Source organism: Pseudoalteromonas aliena, from assembly GCF_038155085.1.
Lineage (GTDB): Bacteria > Pseudomonadota > Gammaproteobacteria > Enterobacterales > Alteromonadaceae > Pseudoalteromonas > Pseudoalteromonas aliena_A.
On the sequence record NZ_JBAKAU010000033.1, the window covers coordinates 1 to 17,347 of the forward strand.

Here is a 17,347-nt window from a genome sequence, read left to right on the forward strand (position 1 = left end):
CCCTCTCCACCATACTTAATTTAAACCACTTAATTGTGGTTTTTTTGTGCCTAAATTTTATAAAAATTAAACAAATTGTGCCTAGTAATAACTTAGGGCATTATTAACACAACTTTAGCCACTTTTAGGTTTAGCTATGATACGGTTCATATTGCTATCAGTTTGCACGGCAGCACCATTTTTTACCTTGGCACAAAGTACAACAGTGTATAAGTGTGTAATTAAGGGCATTCCTACCTTTAGCCAAACGCCTTGCGCTAAAGATGCACAAGTTATTACTCTAAAAGATATTAATGTAATTGAAGCATATAAAAGCTCTACGCCCGATAAAGGTATTACCGATACCTCTGTTGATGATTACTTAGAGGTTCAACAAATAGAGCGTGAAATAAAGCGCCTTGAGCTATCTATTGAACAAAGCCAAAAAGAATACGCAGCTAAAAAACAACAGATAGATTACATGACTCAAGATAAGGCCAATCGTTTAGGCGCTTCGTCTATTGCTGATGCTATCGCAACTAAAACAAATTCATTAAAACAAGCTTACGACGCATCAATTAGTCAAACGCAGCAAAAAATAGAGTCATTAAAGCAAAGAAAGCAGCAGCTTAGCCAAAATCCTTAAGCGCTTGTTTTACTATCGATATAAACTGCTCAACGTCTTCTCGGGTATTATAAATATGTGGCGATACTCGTATTCTAAATTTACGGGCATCTACACTGTCTTTCACTTTATCAAGCTCTGTAAGTACATACTCTTGCAGCCCGGCAAAAAACAAAATAACAGTCCCGCTGCATTTATCACTACTCATAGGTGATACAATATATTCGCTTAGTTGCTCATGAATAAGCGTAAGCATAGCTAAATTATGCTCCCTTACCTTGTGAGCAGTTAGCTCTGCAAAGTAAGCAATGCTATTGGTGGCAATAATATAAGGCGCTACAGAAGGAGTGCCAACCCAAAACTTGAGCGCACTGGCGTTATATTCGAAGTGGTTAATATCGAACTCAAGCGAAAACCAACCCACATCTTTAGGTTCACAATACTCTATTTGATTTTTGTTAACCCACAAATAAGCTGCACCTGGGCGGCCACATAGCCATTTAACACTCGAGCCAATCATAAAGTCCGCATCGAGTACGCTTAAATCAAGCGGTATAACACCCGCTGACTGAGCAACATCAACTATTGATAAACTATTGGTTAATTTGCTTATAGCTACAATATCGTACACAGGTGCCTACACTCCTGTATTTGAATATACGTGGCTTATAAAAACTACAATACTTAGCAATAATCACTACAAATATAAAAATAATTAATAAAAGCCGACAACTATGTTAGATAAAAAAAGATCAGCAATTACTCATTGCACTGCAAAGCTAAGCTCGTATGTCGGTTTCAGATTTGGCTGGCAGTATTAACCTATCGGATACACCTGTTTAAGGCGTATAAAAAAGTTAGATCAAGAAAACATTATTACCGGCTACCACGCCGCCATAAATCCTAAAGCACTTAACCTTAATGTGTTGGTATATGCGTTTATACGATTAAGCCAAAACTCGGTGATTGCTGCAGAGCAATTTGAGCAACATGTAGAAAAATTACCACATGTATTAGAGTGTTGTGTAATATCAGGAAGCTATGATTATTTATTAAAAATCATTGCACATGATCTTGAGAGCTACGAAACATTTGTAAAACATCAACTAGGTAACTTAAGTTGTATTGCAAATATAGAATCAACAGTCGTGTTAAAGCAGCCATTTAGCAAAAAACAGTTACCTTTATAAAAATAACCAAAATAACTTACTGTTAGCTATACTGATATTTCAAAACGATAATAATAATTGCTTGGACCTTATGTGAAAAATTTTAACTCTAAAAATCATTCTCTTATTTTTTACATCATGTTTGCTTTAGCATATTTTTTAGTCGGCATAGCACTCACTAAACTTGCTTTTAACTCGCAAATAATTCCAATTTGGTTGCCTGCCGGCATCGCTCTTGTCGGTTGTTATATTTGGTGGTGGCGCTTTATTCCGCCTTTATTTGTAGCTGCAATTGCGTTTAACCTAAATATTTTTGATAGTTCAGCTCATGAGCTAGTCCTGGTCGGCAACTCATTTAACGAGGCTATGTATATCGCCTTTGGTGTTGTAATACAGGCAATGGTTGGCGCAGCTCTTTTAAAGTATTGGCTTGGGCACCCGCTACGCTTTAAAAAGCGCAAGAATATAATTTATTTTATTCTAGTTATAGCCATATTGGTCAGCTTAATTTCTGCTAATTTTGGTGTATTTGCACTGAGTCAATTTAACTCTGTATACAGTATTAATAACCATTGGAATAATGTTATTTACTGGTGGCTTGGTGATACATTAGGAGTATTAATTGCTACTCCATTTTTACTTTCTTTATTACCACAAAAATCTGATCAACATAATATATCGGCATTTCCGACAATTGCAGTATGCTCAGTTTTATTTTTATCAGTCGCGGTAACAACACAATTATACGATCAGGAAAATCGTATAAGCACTATTAAAATTGCCGAACGTGAAGTCCACGTTGTAGAAAACAGCCTTTATAGGTATATAAACCGCAGCATCATTGCGGTACAAAGTTTAGCAAGCCAAGTCCAATCTTCTCCTACGTTAAGCCAGCAAGACTTTTACTCTTACGCTAGTCATTTACTAACTCAACATAAATTTATTAACGCTTTGTCGTGGAACGTAAAAATATCGCAAGATCAACGTGACAATTTTGTTCAGGAGGCATCTGATACTTATCACTTAGGTATTGATATAGTCGGTGAGCCTCTTGAAAAAAATGATCCACTCGTTATCGTAAAATACATAGCCCCTTTTAACGGTAACCAAAAAGCGATTGGTTTTAATGTATTTTCAAACCCTGATCGAAAAAGCTCTCTGCTTAACCCCGCTATAAGATATATGCCAGTCGGGACTAAGATAATTCAGCTAGTACAAACCAAACAACCAGAACCCGCTTATTTATTATTTGCTCCCGTGTATTCTCAAAGTGATAACAAAGAAGCAATTAAAGGCTATGCCACGGGCGTATTTTTGGTGCGTAGTATTATTGAACAGGCCATTTCTACAGAACAGTCTGATATGTTTTCGATTGGTGTATACGAAGATACAGACGCACCACCGTTTTACAGTAATTACTCTCAAGAGATTCAACAAGCCAAGGGCAGTCGTTTAATGTCGTTTGACGTGGACTTTGCAGGGCAAAAATGGATTGTAAAACTAGCCCTTAAAGAAAGTTTTTTAACGCAACATAATAGCCAACTAACTCTATTGTTACTTATACTTCAAGTTGCCGTATGTTCTTTAATTTTAATGGTTTTACTGCTGTTTAATCAGCAACAAATAGAACTTACACGTCAAGTTGCAGAGCGCACACACTCGCTCGCACAAGCAAAGCAGCAGTCCGATTTAGCTAATCAGGCTAAAAGCCAATTCTTAGCGAATATGAGCCACGAAATACGCACACCATTAAACGCCGTTATTGGTTTTTCTTCACTTGCTCGAGAAACAGACAATACAAGTACACTCATAGGCTATTTAGATAAAATAAATTCATCATCTAAAAGTTTATTAAACTTAATTAATGACATTCTTGATATATCAAAAATAGAATCACAAAAGTTAGTGATTGAGTCTACTGCATTCGACTTAGGAGCTTTAATAACACGCATAAACAACATGTTTGAACAAAGCGCTGTTAACAAAGGTATTAAATGGCAAGTTAACTCAAAGCTACCTTTAGATACCTGGTTTATTGGTGATCCAATGCGAATTGAGCAGATATTACTTAATTTGTGTAGTAACGCGATTAAATTTACAAGCCAAGGCAACGTTACTTTAAACATAGAAACAGAGTTTACTGCCGCCAATAAAATACAGCTTGTTATAAACGTTAGCGATACCGGAATAGGTATAAAACCAAGCCAGCATAAAAAATTATTTAACGCATTTACCCAAGCCGATAGCTCTACCTCAAGGCAATTTGGCGGTACAGGGCTTGGCTTAACAATAGCAAAAGAGCTAAGCCAATTAATGGGGGGAGAAATAACCCTTAAAAGTGAAATAGATAAAGGCTCTACTTTTACATTTTCAATGCGATTAGAAACAACAGAGCCTAAAAAAGAACATGTTATTACATTTGATAATACTAATATTACTTCGCTAGACATTTTGGTCGCAGAAGACAACCCAGTAAATCAAATGGTTATTAAAGCGATGCTTGGCTCGCTGGGGATTGTGCCGTATATAGTAGAAAATGGCGAACTGGCCGTTGATATAGTTAAAAAGCAGCATTTTGACTTAGTACTTATGGATTGCCAAATGCCTGTAATGGATGGCTATAGAGCAACGGCCCTGATCCGCCAGTTTAAAACCGAACAAGAACTCCCGATTATTGCTTTAACTGCCGACGTTATGCCAGAGGATAAAGCACATGCACAAGCCGTTGGGTTTAACCAACATCTTGCAAAACCGCTTGAACTCATTAAGCTAACCGAGTGTCTTGTCCAATATGCAGAAGTTAATGAACAATAGTGGTTTAATTTTAAGAGTAGCTTTTGGTTTTGTTTTAAATTTTTTTTCGCATACAGCTGTCGCTCAAAACTGTATATCGCAGGCGAGCGACTTTAAATTTATAACAAAAAGTAAGCAACAAGGTTTATTACGCTTTGAAAATGAGCACAACCACCAACGCTTTAATTACCACGCCCTTTTACCATTTAACAATTACTTAGATTACGCGTATAAACATATAAATAAAGCCAATCCACGTGCAAATATGCCATGCCCTGTTATTACACAAACGTATCAGCAATTAGTAACACAAGGTACGCGAAAACCTGACCCTACTATTGCAGATATTATTGCCCCTTTTGAACTAACGCATCCAAACAGCAATAAAGTTGCGCTATTAATCCACGGACTAACTGACTCACCCTTTACGTATCACGATTTAGCACAAGTGTATTATCAACAAGGCTATACCGTGCGCACTATTTTATTACCAGGACATGGAAGCGCTGCAAGTGCGTTACTCAATGTAGAGGTTAGCCAATGGCAGCAAGCAATAAAATATGGAGTTGATCGCTCGGTGCAAGATTTTGATGAGGTCATACTCGCAGGTTACTCTACCGGCGCCGCGTTACTTATTGATTACGCAACCAAGCAAACTGTTTCACCTAAAATTAAAGCACTTATGCTTTATTCGCCGGGCTCTGAGCCACATAATAAGTACGGCTGGATAGCAAAATGGATTGACGCTATACCGTTTGTTAATTGGATAGATAAAGACGCCGATGTAGACTTTGCTAAGTATGAGTCTTTTCCTTTAAATGCAGCTGCCGCTTCGTACGATGCAATGTCACTTGCAAGCATAAGTAGCTTGAACAAACGCCCTGCACTTAAATTACCTATTTTTAGTGTACTTAGCGATATTGATACAACAATAGATACGCGTGCCACACTAAAATTATTGAGTGCATTACACCAAGGTAATTCAGTAAAGTATAAGCTGCTCGATACTTTAGTACTTTATGGCAACACTGATATTTTACCGCCAGACTTTGCTAGTGACTACATAGTAAGTAATCCGCAATGCACAACACTGCAGTGTAAAAAAATTCACGGTATATCGCATATTGCGGTTGTTAACTCACCGCAAAATCCACATTATGGAATTAACGCCACTTATCGCAATTGTGGCAGCTTTATTAACGACGAGTCCCTGTACAAAACATGTAAAACAACAAAAAATCCACAATTAGGAGAGCGTACAAGCGCCAACTTAAAACACTATCCGGCTTTACAACGCTTAACTTATAATCCTCATTTTGCCGAGCTTAAAAAGCAAATTAGTACGTTTATTAAAAACGTAGAACAGCTTAGAACAACTACAAGGTAAGTAGTCATGGGAACGTTTTCGCACCAATGGTTTAGCAGTATTAATGAGATTGATCAGGCGCAGTGGCAACGTTTATTTGGGGATGAACCATTTACTCAACATGCTTTTTTATATGCCCTTGAACAAAGCCAATGCGTAACACAAAAAAGCGGTTGGCAGCCCCATCACCTCGCTATTTTTGAAGATGAGACGCTCATTGCGCTTGCACCTGGGTATTTAAAAAGACATTCATACGGCGAGTACGTATTTGACTGGGCATGGGCTGAGGCATATGAAAAACACGGTTTAGAATATTATCCCAAGTGGCTATCTGGCATTCCCTTTAGCCCTATTGAAGGCAAGCGTATTGCTATCGAGCACGCCAACCCAAATACAGTATATCAGTACATTACAGAGCAACTTAGCTTACACAGTGCACAGCAAGGATGGTCGGGGTGGCATGTTAATTTTTGCGACCAAGCTCAAGCCACATCATTAACTGAGCAACACGCCATGCTAAGAGTGGGTGTGCAATTTCAGTGGTTTAATAAAGGTTATGAATCCTTTGACGACTTTTTGCAAATACTTAGCTCGCGTAAACGCAGGTCACTTAAAAAAGAACGAGCTAAAATAGCCCAACAAAATATTGATATTGAATGGCTGCAAGGCACACAAATTACGCCCGAGATAATGCAGTTATTTTGTGAGTTTTATCAGCGTACGTATTTAAAACGCTCTGGTCATTTAGGCTATTTAAATATGGAGTTTTTTACGCTTTTACATGCATTAATGGCTAATAATCTCGTTATTATGCTAGCCAAAAAAGACGACAGCGTGATTGCAGCAACACTTAGTTTAATCGGTGAAAATACGCTTTACGGGCGCTACTGGGGAGCAAGTGAAGAAGTTGATTCGCTGCACTTTGAACTGTGTTATTACCAAGGTATTGAGTTTGCAATAAAGCATAAACTCAGCTGTTTTCATTCAGGTGCACAAGGTGAGCATAAAATAGCGCGCGGGTTCGAGCCCGTACTTACCTACTCTGCTCACCACATCGTTAATGGCGACTTTAGTCATGCAATAAGTGACTATTTAAAGCGTGAACACCATAATATTAATATATATAAAGAGCAATGTAGCTCATTACTGCCGTTTAAAAACGAGTAACTGATTATTTGAAGGCATGGCTGTATCGCTAATGAGTGTAAGCCCTGCTTGCGTAGCTAGTTGTTCAACTGCTTCAAAATCTCTTATTCCACTTAACGGATCGCGCTCTGTTAAAAAGGCACTAAAGTCATCATTACTTGGGCTGGTAAATTCACCTTGGTATTTGAATGGCCCATAAATACACAATATACCACCGCTATTTAAGTGGCGTTTAATACCGTCAAAAAAACGCTCAACTAATTGCCAACTAACAATATGAAATGTGTTTGCCGTATAAATAGCGTCAACCTTAACTACAGGCCACTCATTATTTAAATCAAGCTCAAGCGGCGCGTGTAAATTAGTTAAATCAGCTTCGCGATGCCATAAATTAATCCCTTCGTGGTTTATAGCGCGATCACTTGTATGCCACTGCAAATGAGGCAATTGCTCTGCAAAAAACACACTATGCTGGCCAGTACCTGAGCCAACTTCGAGTACTGTTTTAGTATTTTTTAATACAACTTTTAATTGCTCTAAAATAGGAGTTTTATTGTTTTCACAAGCTTGTGAAAATGGTTTAGTCATTACTGTGCACCAAAATTGTAGATTAATGCACAACAGTAAAGCAAATTTAGCTTATTTTGTCGTGATGAAAAAAAGGTAATTTTTAAATACTATAACTATCATATGATTGAGCTGGTTCATTATGGTTGGTACGTAATATGCTTTTATATTGTTAACCCACTAAAGGGTTTAACTTATATTAAATTCCAGAGGAAAAAATTATGCATATACCCCCTTATACCGCTGTAGACGCGGCCATTGCTATAACCGAAAAAACCACCGACGATCATGGTTACGCCGTTGATATGAGAGCTACAGTAATCGATTTACTTTCGCACCCTAAACATAATCAACAGGCGATGACCAAACATGAAACAGATCAAATATTTATTCTTGGCTACAATTAATACTCAAATTAGTATTGCAAATAATTTTTATAATAACTGTTTACACTGAAACCGATTAAATGTAATGATAACTATTATCGTTAACTTGAGTCGGTTTTTTTATGTCTTCAAATTATGCCCAGCATCGTTACCATCAAGAACTCTCTTGTCATTGCTTAAGACCCGGCCTGCATGCACCCATGCTCGTTGCCGATTACATAGAAACCGCCCTTAACGTCGCCAAAAAATTTGAGCAACAACATAATCCCTTGCTTCAAGAGTTTTATCTTAGGCGCACACACCATGAAATTATGAACAAAATGTGCGACCCTCTTATACATAATGCTATTCGTAAACAATGCTTAGAGCAGTTATACAAACCATTATTGGCATTAAAACGATTTTATAAGGTGCATAACAATACTGCACAATTTTTAATACTTGAGCGTGAAGCTCGTATTCTTAGTCACGAATTCAACCCTTTTTAAGGAGCACACTTATGAGCAACTTTAGAACAGAATCAGACAGCATGGGCGAGCTACAAGTACCTACCGATGCGCTCTATCAAGCGCAAACACAACGAGCAGTTAATAACTTTGCCATTAGCGGCTTATCAATGCCAAAGCAATTTATAACTGCGCTGGCTTATATAAAACAAGCCGCAGCACAAAGTAACTTTGATCTTGGGCATTTAAGCAAAGCTAAAGCCAATGCTATTGAGCAAGCTTGTCAAAGTATTATTGATGGCGAACACATTGAGCACTTCCCCGTTGATATTTTTCAAACAGGCTCGGGCACAAGCTCAAATATGAATGCCAATGAAGTTATTGCAACGCTTGCTAGTCGATTAGGTAATGAGAGTGTTCATCCTAATGATGATGTAAACATGGGGCAAAGCTCTAACGATGTAGTCCCTACTGCTATCGCACTCAGTAGTGCAATAAATGTAGTGTATGAATTACTTCCTTCGCTTGAAAGCCTATCGCAAAACCTAGAAAAGAAAAAGGCTAAAGTAGGCCATATTGTTAAAACAGGCCGTACGCATTTAATGGATGCAATGCCCGTTACGTTTGATCAAACACTCAGTGCATGGCAGTCACAAGTTAATCATGCCGCAGCAGGAATTAGACATAGCTTAGAGCGTGTATGCGAGCTTGCACAAGGCGGCACGGCCGTAGGAACAGGTATAAATGCAGATCCTAAATTTGCGGCAAAATTTGCAGAAAACCTCAGTGCCAATGTAGGCATTAGATTTACGCCTAGCAGTAACTTTTTTTATAACATAGGCTCACAAGACGCCATCGTCGCACTTTCTGGGCAATTAAAAGTACTCGCTGTAGCGCAAATGAAAATAGCGAACGACCTACGTTGGATGAATTCAGGGCCACTTGCGGGCTTAGGCGAAATAGAGCTAGAAGCACTTCAACCGGGCTCGTCTATTATGCCTGGCAAGGTAAACCCGGTAATACCAGAAGCCGCAGCCATGGCAAGCGCACAAGTAATCGGTAACGACGCGACCATTACAGTAGCAGGCCAAGCGGGTAATTTTGAGCTAAACGTTATGCTGCCAGTCATTGCGTATAATATTTTGCAAAGCATAAAATTACTTGCAAATAGTGCACAAGCATTGGGCGATAAAGCCATTGCCAGCTTTAAGGTAAACCAGCCGAATATAGATAAAGCACTCGCTAAAAATCCAATTTTAGTGACTGCGCTCAATCCGGTGATCGGTTATGAAAAAGCAGCAAAAATAGCAAAGCAGGCTTATAAAGAAGCCCGCCCCATTATTGATGTAGCTGAGCAGGAAACTGATTTACCACGCAGTGAACTCGAAAAGCTACTTAACCCCACCAAACTAACGCAGGGTGGACTTTAATAAACGATATTTTTCACGGCTTTAATTAGTTGGTAATATAGTTTTTATTGTCGTAAAAAATGCACCGTGTATGATAGTGATGAATATTTCATCACTATCAAGGTTTGTTATGCGTACCCCATTGTTAGCCATACTTTTACCACTGTGTTTAACTGCATGTTTGGATAAAGAACCAGCTAAAACACAGCAAGTAACAATCGCCTCAAAGGCTGAAGCGCCTAAGCAAGAGCTACAAAAGCTAAAAGAAAACAATCAATTACAAGAAAATACAAAAAATAATGTAGTTACTGAAAAAATTTCAAAAGCTGATTTAAAAAACGTTTCAATAGACGATATAAAAGCAGCTAAAGCCGAATTAAATACACTAATTACAGATACGCAATGTGATACTAGCACTCAATGTAGAGTAAATGCCGTTGGTAGTCGCGCATGTGGCGGGCCAAGCAGCTTTGTTGTGTATTCAACAAAATCAGCGTCTGAAGAACAAGTAACAGCCCTTAGCGATAAAATTACTAAGCTTGAAAGTAACTATAATTCACAAAAAGGGATGATGAGCACTTGTCAGCATTTAACAACGCCAAGCACGCAGTGTGTTGAAAATAAATGTGTTAAACTTGAAGGCTCAGCGGTAAGTGCATTTTAAGGATAACGTTATGAGTTGTTTACCATCGGCAATTAAACTATCAATTTTAAGCATTGCTAGCAGCATTTTATTACTAAGTGGTTGTGCTAGTACTGTGACGTCAAATGAGCAAAGTAAAAACTTGTCTGACTTAAACTATGCTCTGAATAACATGGTGAGTAATAATAGCTGCACCGCAAGTTTTCAGTGTAAAGTACTTGAAGTGGGCGCCCGCGCATGCGGCGGACCGAGTAAATATGCTGTTTATTCAACGCTGAACACATCTCAAGAAGAAGCAGAACAACTTGCTCAACAAATAACAAAACAAGAAAACATACAAAATAAAGCACAAGGCTTAACTGATTGCTCTCCTGTACTTGAAGTGCAATCGCTGTGTATTAATCACCAATGCCAATCGTTTGATATAAAATAACAACGGCCGCGTATAAGCTAATTTCAGCGTTAACCTAAATACGGAATTAACGCTGAAATTACTACCACTAGTACCACGCAAACACCTGCTTTAATAATGTATTTCATGGGCATTGTTTTAAGCACCCAATACGCATAAATAAAACGTACAAAATAACTCGCCGCAGTACCAAACAACGCAAAAATAAGTAGATAAGCAATTAGCGTAATATTCATAATAATCTAGTGCAACTACTTAGCTTTTTTAGTGTGAGCAATTAATAAATCAGCTACTTGCTGCTTTACGGCTCGCTTGTCATCGCTTTGTACATCAAAGCGACTGGCAAGTTGTGCTATTTCATCATCATTTAAATTAAACGATAAACGTTGACGCGTTTTTTTAGACTTTACGTCTAAGCCAAGTATTTTACGGATCATATCTGACGGCGTTAACTCTTGGTCTATAGCCTGCTTTTTTATCAGCTTTTGAACTTCACTACTTAGATCAAATGCCATTTGTGTGGCACGTACAGCCTGCTCCTGACGTAACCACTTGTCTTTAGCATCACTCACTTAGCATCTCCAGGAAACAAATCTACAATGTCTGACATTGGACGTATGAGCGTGAGCGATACTTCGGTTTCGCCTCCATCCCAAATTTCGATATTTAAACCAAAGCCTTCATTATCCGACGCTAAGCAAATCATTTCACATGGCTCACCACCTTCTTGCTCATAACGAGGTAATGCTTGGTTTCGGTAATCTTTATTATGGAAATAACACACATAAGGCGACTCGCTTTGTTGATAGCTTTTAGCTAAAAACTGCATAAAGCGCTCTGGTGTATTTTGCACTGTAATGTGGGTTAACGACTCTTCATCAAAAATACGCGCAAACTCATCAAGGCCAAATATCTCCTCAACTTCGTTTCGCTGAATTTTAATAGAAAAGTTAGCCCACTCTTCACCGTCATCTTGCTCAATTTGTAAAAATACAACTTGCCCGCTATTTGTCTCAAGTACAAATTCAGTATCACTACTGTGCTGATATTGGTAAGTCTGAATACCAGTAACACGTAGCGTTTCACCTTTTAACCATGACGGATAAGCAAATGAGTCGATAACACTAAACATGTCACCTTTTTTAAGCTCGCTCGGATGATTAAGCTGACGCTCTGGCTCTTTTTTAGATTTGAAAAAATTAAACATAGAAAGGCTGCCCTCTAAGCAAAAAAGGTAACTGAGCAAAACTCGGTTACCTTTTTAAAGTATAAACGTGATGGTTAGCTATTTTGCTTCGCTTTGATGCGAGCTAAAATATCAGCGCTTTTTGGATTAGTGTCACCAATGCCTGCTTCAGCCATTTTTGCTTTTAAATCGTCGCCATTAACTTCTGACTCAAGCTCTTTTGCAGCGCCTAGCTGGTCGCTACGATCTTGCTGACGTTGCTTAATGCGCTCAAGCGATTGACGAGCCGATGTCATAGACGAGCTGTTTGTATTAAGCGTGCTGTTAACAGCCATTGTTGCTTGCTGTACGCTTTCAGTGGTTTTAACCATTGTAAGCTGACGCTGATTCTCTTTAATCGATTTTTCAGCATCTTTAACTTGCTGCTTAAGGGCAACAATGTGATTGCTAAAGCCAGATAATACTTGCTCGTTTTCTGCTTTTTCAGCTTCAAAGTCACCAATTTTTTCTGCAATTTCTAATGCCAGCGCCTCGTTGCCCTTTTCAAGAGCTTGGCCTGCATACGCTTCGTGTTCAACGATTGAAGCATCTACTGCGCTAATTTTACGCTTAGTTTGCATTTCTTTAGCCATTACTTCAGTAAGGCTTTTTTTAGCACGGTGAAGTGCATTTTGCGCATCTGCAATTTCTTGCTCAAAAATACGGATACCATTTTTGTCTACAATTGCTTCGCCTGCTTCACGAGCGCCGCCACGTACTGCTGTAAATAATTTCTTTAAAATACTCATAATCTTAACTCCACTAACTAGCTATTAATCGTTTAAATACAAGGTCACGGCTTCTAGTGCGTCAATAGCGTTATCGGCTAATGTCACTAGTTCGTGGGTAACGTCATCTAATGATGAATTTACCGACAGTGCACCAAAAATCGCGTATTTGTTATCGATTTTAGCAAATGCACTCAGTGGAATCGGCACGTTTAAACGTAGTAATGTTTCGTTTAACTCGTTGCGTAATTCACTCTTAACTTCATCTTCGTCAAACAAGTAGCTAATACATAACAACTGCTCTTGTGTTTGTGTAACAAAAATTGGAAGTTCATCATTTCCATCAACAATGACTTGTAAAACATCTTGCTCGCCAGGGTTGGCAATCAAGAAAGACTCAAAGTTAGCGCCTTCAGTTTCAAAAGAGGCTAATTTTATTGAAAGTTCATTTAATTCCATGTCTCTGCCTTCTGTCGTTTGACATATTATGTCTGAGTTAAGATTCTCATGGCCGACATATTATGTCAACCATGTTTTATTAGTTTTTATACAATTCACTTTCTATTTGCCATGCAGTCCGGTAGTAATCATACAACTGACCAGATCCTAACCTATTGACCTCAATACTTTTAACTTGTTCAAAGTAGTGGTTAGGAAATACAAAGCTTGCTAATAAATATTCTTTACTAATCCACCTTGATGGCACAGGCATAGCCGTCGCATCATTAATACGGCCACTGGCCGACTGCCCCATTTTAGTAGCTATGGTCCAGCCCCACTGCCCAAAAGAAGGTATGTTTTGCTGATATTGCTCAACATACCCAAATCCTGCAGCTTTAACCGTTTTACCTATACTTAAAAATGCTTTTTTAGCATGATAAGGTGAGGTTGATTGAACTGCCATTGCCCCATCGGGAGCTAATAACTGGCGTACATGATTATAAAAATAATCACTGTACATTTTATTTAGGTCAGGATGATTAGGATCAGGTAAATCAATTAAAATAGTGTCGAACTGCTTAGATTGGTCAAGTAGCTTTTCAACTTCTAAAAATGCATCACCCACAATTATGTTGGCTCGCGAGTCATGCATCGATTTATTGTTTAGGTGTAGTAATCGCTTATTGATGTGCTCTGGCGGCGCAAAGTCACCGTCTTTATGACCAAATAAATTGAGAAGCTGCGCGTCTAAATCTATTAGCGTTACTTCACTTACAGGCCATTTTAAAACATCTCTAAGTGCTAACCCGTCACCACCACCAATTATTAATACACGGTCGTGTCTGTTAGAGGCAAGCATTGCAGGGTAAACCAGCATTGAATGATATATTTGCTCATCGATACTTGAGAACTGTAAACGCCCATTTAAATATAAATCGGTAATTGGCTGAGGTTGGTTTTTGCTTAATCTTTCGGTTAAAACTACGTGTTGGTATTTAGTTGCTTGCGAATAAATTACTTTATCTTTGTATAAAACATTGCTTAGATTGTTCATCCAACCACTGCCAAATACCAAAATAAAACCAAATAATGCCAACAATGCTATATGACAAACTAAAAGTGCCTTAGCAAAGCGCACATAGGTATGGTAGCGCCATAAAAACGCGAGCCCCGCAATGATATTAAATAACGCCGTCCACGCTGCAGCTTGCATTATAGGCATTGATAGCATGATACTTACCCAAATGGCGGCACCAATCCCAGCACCAATATAATCGGCACCATAAATAGTCCCTGCGTTGTTTTCTAAAAAACGGCCATAAACGTGCTGACGAATGCGCGCTATAAGCGGTATTTCCATACCAATAAATAAGCCCAGTATTAAACCAAAAACATAAGGTAGAAAACGTGACCACTCTTGTAGCTTTTGAAATACGTAACCATTAAGTACAACATCAGGGGGTAAATTAAAAATGCTCGAAAATAAATGAGGAAGAGAATAACTAACTGCTATCACACCCGCTATCGCTAAAATACAGCCCATGCCAACCAAAGCTATAATGCTTTCTAGCCAAGCAAAAGCGGTAAATGCATCTTTAAACCAGCGTGCTAAAAAAGCGCCTAAGCCCATTGCTACAATCATAGTACCGATCATGGCGTAAATGGCGCTTTCTACTGAGCCAAGTACACGGCCCGCATAATGAGACAGCAAGTATTCATAAATAAGGCCGCACCCAGCAAGCACGGCCATAACAGTAATTAGTAATATATCGTGCCCAAGTAAGCGAGACTTACTTGGGGGAATGTTGGTTGATGACACTGATTATGCGCCTAGTAAGGTTGCCATAGTGATGCCTACAGCGAACGATACTGCTGCAGAAATAGTTGCTACACCTACATTTTTTTGACGATTAACTTCATCTGAAATATCGCAACCAGATAAAATTATTTTAATTGTCACTAAGTGCAGAATAATAAATGCAACAAGGCTAACTACTGCGCTAATAGCCCAGTATAGTAAACTCGCATTAATGTTATCAGCCGCGTAAGGTGCAACACCCGTTGCTGCTGTAATAGCTAATGCACTACCTACTAAAAATCCAGCGTAACGAATACCAACAGCTAAGTTACCATCAACAATTGCTTGTTGTAGGCAGTCGCCACTTTTGTTTGTACGCTTAAATAACTGCACTCGGTACTGGCTAACAAGTAGTAATACAACACTACCTATAACAAAGGCAGCAATTACAATTGGAAGACCATGCCAGCCATCAGTAGCCACCCATAAAAGAGCTGAGCGGATTACGATTGCAACGCTAACAACATGACCAAAATCAATTATTGAAGCTGTAACATTACCTTTCACGATTTCGTCATGCAGGCTTACTTTACGAAGTGCTACTTTATCTTGAAAGAAGTGACCTAACTTAATAAGTACAATTGCTAATGCGCCGTAAGCTAGCATTTGCAGCGCTTCTTGTTGAAGTGTTGCAGCAAAAGCACCACTACTTACACCTGTTAAAACAATCGCCAGTGCCACTAAACCAGCGGCAAAGCTAATACCAAAAGCAAAGTTATCACGCTCTGTTATTTCATCATTTGCGTGTAAGTTTGAAACCCAGCCTTTTATATATTTAAGGCTTACAAATAATAAAACAATAATTGCAAAATCAATCGCCAATGCTTGTAGCGACCACATAGTTATTCCATTAAATTCATACATATTATTCTAACTCCAACATTATTCTTTTACTTACCACGGCTCACGCCACGAGAGGTTCTGCTACCGCTATCACGCACCGATCCTGAGCTATTGCTATAACTGCTCGAACGAGAATAACTACTGCGGCTTTTTGGCGGCGTATAACTACTACGGCTTAAACCGGATGCTCCTGTTTTTTTACTCGCATAAGGGCTTGTAAACTGCTTACCTTGGCGTTGATATGTTTGGCGCGTGCGTGTTTCTAGCGCGCTTTGGGTTTTAATTTGTTTAGGGCTTGAATAACGCGAACGGCCGTAGTCATTGTAATAACTATACTTTCGGCGCTTGCTCCAACTACCATATTCAACACGGTCAAATACATCGCCTAAAATACGGTACATGCCGTACCATTGCCAAAAGCTAATACCATTACTATTTGTTTGCCAGTTACCATAGTTAGGGTTACCTACCATTTGGTTACCAACCCCTTCACCTTCAGCTTGCTTACTAATTGCGCCTACACGCGCTAAAGTGCCTTTGGACATATCAGCTAGCATATTAATAGGATCGGTTAACGCATCAGAAAATAACGTAGGTTTTGCCGCTTCACGCAACAAATCAATGCTATGTAACGTATCTTCGTAAGGAGGAATTAAGTAAGTTCCTTTAATATCTTTAAGTCGCTGTGTTAAGCCACTATAAAGTGCGCCTCGGCGCGTTGCATCAAGGGTAATTACATCAACAACTTTTGTAAGCTCTGGTTGTTGTTTTTTGAGGAGCTCGCCATATTCTTTAAGTAATACAGCATTGCGCATATTCCCATTATCAAGCGCAGTACCAAGCTGTGACAGCTCTGTATCTGCTTTTTTAATAGACTCTTGAATTGTTTGTTGCAGCTGCTCTTCTTTAGATTGACAACCCATAAGCACTGCGAACAAACAAAACAGGCTTATAAGTTTCCAAGCTTTAATATTCGACATTCATGTCACCTGATTTACTAAATTAACGCAGGTAGTTTTACACAGGTCACTTATTAAACCAAGAATGAAATTGCAACAAAGTGAGAAGTAATGGGCATTTCTGTAATCAGGGTATGATTTAGTAAAAATATGAAGTTATATAGTAAAGTTCAAATTAAAGTTGAAACTTTATAAGAGGGTGTACTTGCGGTGAATTTAGCGTCTGGAGTCGTTACGCTCGCCATACGTGATGGGAGTTGCTGCGAGTGTGTATTAATTGCGCGAATTTTATTTTTATGCAGACGTAAAAAAGCCCGACTATTTCTAGTCGGGCTCTCTACAATTTGAAGCC

19 protein-coding genes and 2 pseudogenes are annotated in these 17,347 nt (G+C 38.8%); 10 read left to right on the top strand and 11 right to left on the bottom strand.

Translation table 11 applies throughout. From position 1 onward, the window contains the following. The first annotated feature begins 136 nt into the window (after positions 1 to 136). Positions 137 to 625 (top strand): RNA-binding protein, encoded by a 489-nt coding sequence (locus V6260_RS18110; RefSeq protein ID WP_341595512.1) that lies wholly within the window; start codon positions 137 to 139, stop codon positions 623 to 625. On the opposite strand, the pseudogene V6260_RS18115 reads toward V6260_RS18110, so the two are convergent. Further along, a pseudogene (locus tag V6260_RS18115) lies at positions 609 to 1,283 on the bottom strand (aminotransferase class V-fold PLP-dependent enzyme); the annotation flags it as partial. The gene V6260_RS18110 and the pseudogene V6260_RS18115 sit on opposite strands and share 17 nt — an antisense overlap. A gap of 110 nt (positions 1,284 to 1,393) precedes the next feature. Between V6260_RS18115 and V6260_RS18120 the strand changes: the two are divergent. The 4 genes and pseudogenes from V6260_RS18120 (at position 1,394) to V6260_RS18135 (ending at position 7,099) form a co-directional block, all read left to right on the top strand. Then, positions 1,394 to 1,794 (top strand): annotated as a pseudogene (locus tag V6260_RS18120) (Lrp/AsnC family transcriptional regulator). A 72-nt stretch (positions 1,795 to 1,866) separates the two neighbouring features. Beyond that, positions 1,867 to 4,587 carry an ATP-binding protein gene (locus V6260_RS18125; protein WP_341595513.1) on the top strand — a complete coding sequence of 907 codons (2,721 nt, stop codon included), beginning with the start codon at positions 1,867 to 1,869 and terminating at the stop codon, positions 4,585 to 4,587. Next, entirely contained in the window at positions 4,577 to 5,953 is a 1,377-nt protein-coding gene (locus tag V6260_RS18130; RefSeq protein ID WP_341595514.1) for an alpha/beta hydrolase, read from the top strand. Before V6260_RS18125 ends, V6260_RS18130 begins: the two co-directional genes overlap by 11 nt. A gap of 6 nt (positions 5,954 to 5,959) precedes the next feature. After that, positions 5,960 to 7,099, top strand: coding sequence for a GNAT family N-acetyltransferase (locus V6260_RS18135; RefSeq protein ID WP_341595515.1), 1,140 nt, complete (start codon positions 5,960 to 5,962; stop codon positions 7,097 to 7,099). Here V6260_RS18135 and V6260_RS18140 read toward each other — a convergent pair. Then, positions 7,076 to 7,666: a DUF938 domain-containing protein gene (locus tag V6260_RS18140; RefSeq protein WP_341595516.1), complete on the bottom strand. Its 591-nt coding sequence runs from the start codon at positions 7,664 to 7,666 to the stop codon at positions 7,076 to 7,078. The two genes, V6260_RS18135 and V6260_RS18140, sit on opposite strands and share 24 nt — an antisense overlap. A gap of 200 nt (positions 7,667 to 7,866) precedes the next feature. Between V6260_RS18140 and V6260_RS18145 the strand changes: the two genes are divergently transcribed. The 5 genes from V6260_RS18145 (at position 7,867) to V6260_RS18165 (ending at position 10,962) form a co-directional block, all read left to right on the top strand. After that, positions 7,867 to 8,052, top strand: coding sequence for a hypothetical protein (locus tag V6260_RS18145; RefSeq protein WP_341595517.1), 186 nt, complete (start codon positions 7,867 to 7,869; stop codon positions 8,050 to 8,052). Positions 8,053 to 8,153: 101 nt separating this feature from the next. Then, positions 8,154 to 8,519 carry a hypothetical protein gene (locus tag V6260_RS18150; protein WP_223231703.1) on the top strand — a complete coding sequence of 122 codons (366 nt, stop codon included), beginning with the start codon at positions 8,154 to 8,156 and terminating at the stop codon, positions 8,517 to 8,519. A gap of 11 nt (positions 8,520 to 8,530) precedes the next feature. Continuing rightward, entirely contained in the window at positions 8,531 to 9,907 is a 1,377-nt protein-coding gene (locus V6260_RS18155) for a class II fumarate hydratase (RefSeq protein WP_341595518.1), read from the top strand. A gap of 109 nt (positions 9,908 to 10,016) precedes the next feature. After that, positions 10,017 to 10,550 (top strand): hypothetical protein, encoded by a 534-nt coding sequence (locus tag V6260_RS18160; protein WP_341595519.1) that lies wholly within the window; start codon positions 10,017 to 10,019, stop codon positions 10,548 to 10,550. 10 nt (positions 10,551 to 10,560) lie between these two features. Then, positions 10,561 to 10,962 carry a hypothetical protein gene (locus tag V6260_RS18165; RefSeq protein WP_341595520.1) on the top strand — a complete coding sequence of 134 codons (402 nt, stop codon included), beginning with the start codon at positions 10,561 to 10,563 and terminating at the stop codon, positions 10,960 to 10,962. Positions 10,963 to 10,991: 29 nt separating this feature from the next. Here the strand turns inward: V6260_RS18165 and V6260_RS18170 are convergent, their stop codons facing one another. The 9 genes from V6260_RS18170 to V6260_RS18210 all read right to left on the bottom strand — a co-directional run. Beyond that, positions 10,992 to 11,177 carry a hypothetical protein gene (locus V6260_RS18170; protein ID WP_182734579.1) on the bottom strand — a complete coding sequence of 62 codons (186 nt, stop codon included), beginning with the start codon at positions 11,175 to 11,177 and terminating at the stop codon, positions 10,992 to 10,994. A gap of 15 nt (positions 11,178 to 11,192) precedes the next feature. Continuing rightward, positions 11,193 to 11,513 (bottom strand): hypothetical protein, encoded by a 321-nt coding sequence (locus tag V6260_RS18175; protein WP_341595521.1) that lies wholly within the window; start codon positions 11,511 to 11,513, stop codon positions 11,193 to 11,195. Beyond that, positions 11,510 to 12,148 carry a DUF4178 domain-containing protein gene (locus V6260_RS18180; protein ID WP_341595522.1) on the bottom strand — a complete coding sequence of 213 codons (639 nt, stop codon included), beginning with the start codon at positions 12,146 to 12,148 and terminating at the stop codon, positions 11,510 to 11,512. Before V6260_RS18180 ends, V6260_RS18175 begins: the two co-directional genes overlap by 4 nt. Before the next feature lie 74 nt (positions 12,149 to 12,222). Continuing rightward, the gene (locus V6260_RS18185) at positions 12,223 to 12,915 is read right to left on the bottom strand and encodes a PspA/IM30 family protein (protein ID WP_341595523.1); all 693 of its coding nucleotides are present in this window, start codon (positions 12,913 to 12,915) and stop codon (positions 12,223 to 12,225) included. Between the two features lie 24 nt (positions 12,916 to 12,939). Further along, a complete protein-coding gene (locus V6260_RS18190; RefSeq protein ID WP_004335098.1) occupies positions 12,940 to 13,353 on the bottom strand; it encodes a YjfI family protein in 414 nt (137 codons plus the stop codon). 79 nt (positions 13,354 to 13,432) lie between these two features. Continuing rightward, positions 13,433 to 15,154: a polyamine aminopropyltransferase gene (locus V6260_RS18195; protein WP_341595524.1), complete on the bottom strand. Its 1,722-nt coding sequence runs from the start codon at positions 15,152 to 15,154 to the stop codon at positions 13,433 to 13,435. Between the two features lie 3 nt (positions 15,155 to 15,157). Next, positions 15,158 to 16,057, bottom strand: a complete 900-nt coding sequence (locus V6260_RS18200) for a DUF350 domain-containing protein (RefSeq protein ID WP_341595525.1) — start codon at positions 16,055 to 16,057, stop codon at positions 15,158 to 15,160. 26 nt (positions 16,058 to 16,083) lie between these two features. Further along, a complete protein-coding gene (locus V6260_RS18205; protein WP_341595526.1) occupies positions 16,084 to 17,016 on the bottom strand; it encodes a CHAD domain-containing protein in 933 nt (310 codons plus the stop codon). Between the two features lie 149 nt (positions 17,017 to 17,165). Beyond that, the coding region (locus tag V6260_RS18210) for a hypothetical protein (RefSeq protein ID WP_341595527.1) at positions 17,166 to 17,347 on the bottom strand (182 nt) is incomplete at its 5' end.

Bases quoted from the DNA above. Each gene is read 5' to 3' on its own strand.
- V6260_RS18110 (WP_341595512.1), top strand. From the start codon at position 137: ATGATACGGTTCATATTGCTATCAGTTTGCACGGCAGCACCATTTTTT.
- V6260_RS18130 (WP_341595514.1), top strand. From the start codon at position 4,577: ATGAACAATAGTGGTTTAATTTTAAGAGTAGCTTTTGGTTTTGTTTTA.
- V6260_RS18135 (WP_341595515.1), top strand. From the start codon at position 5,960: ATGGGAACGTTTTCGCACCAATGGTTTAGCAGTATTAATGAGATTGAT.
- V6260_RS18140 (WP_341595516.1), bottom strand. From the start codon at position 7,666: ATGACTAAACCATTTTCACAAGCTTGTGAAAACAATAAAACTCCTATT.
- V6260_RS18145 (WP_341595517.1), top strand. From the start codon at position 7,867: ATGCATATACCCCCTTATACCGCTGTAGACGCGGCCATTGCTATAACC.
- V6260_RS18150 (WP_223231703.1), top strand. From the start codon at position 8,154: ATGTCTTCAAATTATGCCCAGCATCGTTACCATCAAGAACTCTCTTGT.
- V6260_RS18155 (WP_341595518.1), top strand. From the start codon at position 8,531: ATGAGCAACTTTAGAACAGAATCAGACAGCATGGGCGAGCTACAAGTA.
- V6260_RS18160 (WP_341595519.1), top strand. From the start codon at position 10,017: ATGCGTACCCCATTGTTAGCCATACTTTTACCACTGTGTTTAACTGCA.
- V6260_RS18165 (WP_341595520.1), top strand. From the start codon at position 10,561: ATGAGTTGTTTACCATCGGCAATTAAACTATCAATTTTAAGCATTGCT.
- V6260_RS18170 (WP_182734579.1), bottom strand. From the start codon at position 11,177: ATGAATATTACGCTAATTGCTTATCTACTTATTTTTGCGTTGTTTGGT.
- V6260_RS18180 (WP_341595522.1), bottom strand. From the start codon at position 12,148: ATGTTTAATTTTTTCAAATCTAAAAAAGAGCCAGAGCGTCAGCTTAAT.
- V6260_RS18185 (WP_341595523.1), bottom strand. From the start codon at position 12,915: ATGAGTATTTTAAAGAAATTATTTACAGCAGTACGTGGCGGCGCTCGT.
- V6260_RS18190 (WP_004335098.1), bottom strand. From the start codon at position 13,353: ATGGAATTAAATGAACTTTCAATAAAATTAGCCTCTTTTGAAACTGAA.
- V6260_RS18200 (WP_341595525.1), bottom strand. From the start codon at position 16,057: ATGTATGAATTTAATGGAATAACTATGTGGTCGCTACAAGCATTGGCG.
- V6260_RS18205 (WP_341595526.1), bottom strand. From the start codon at position 17,016: ATGTCGAATATTAAAGCTTGGAAACTTATAAGCCTGTTTTGTTTGTTC.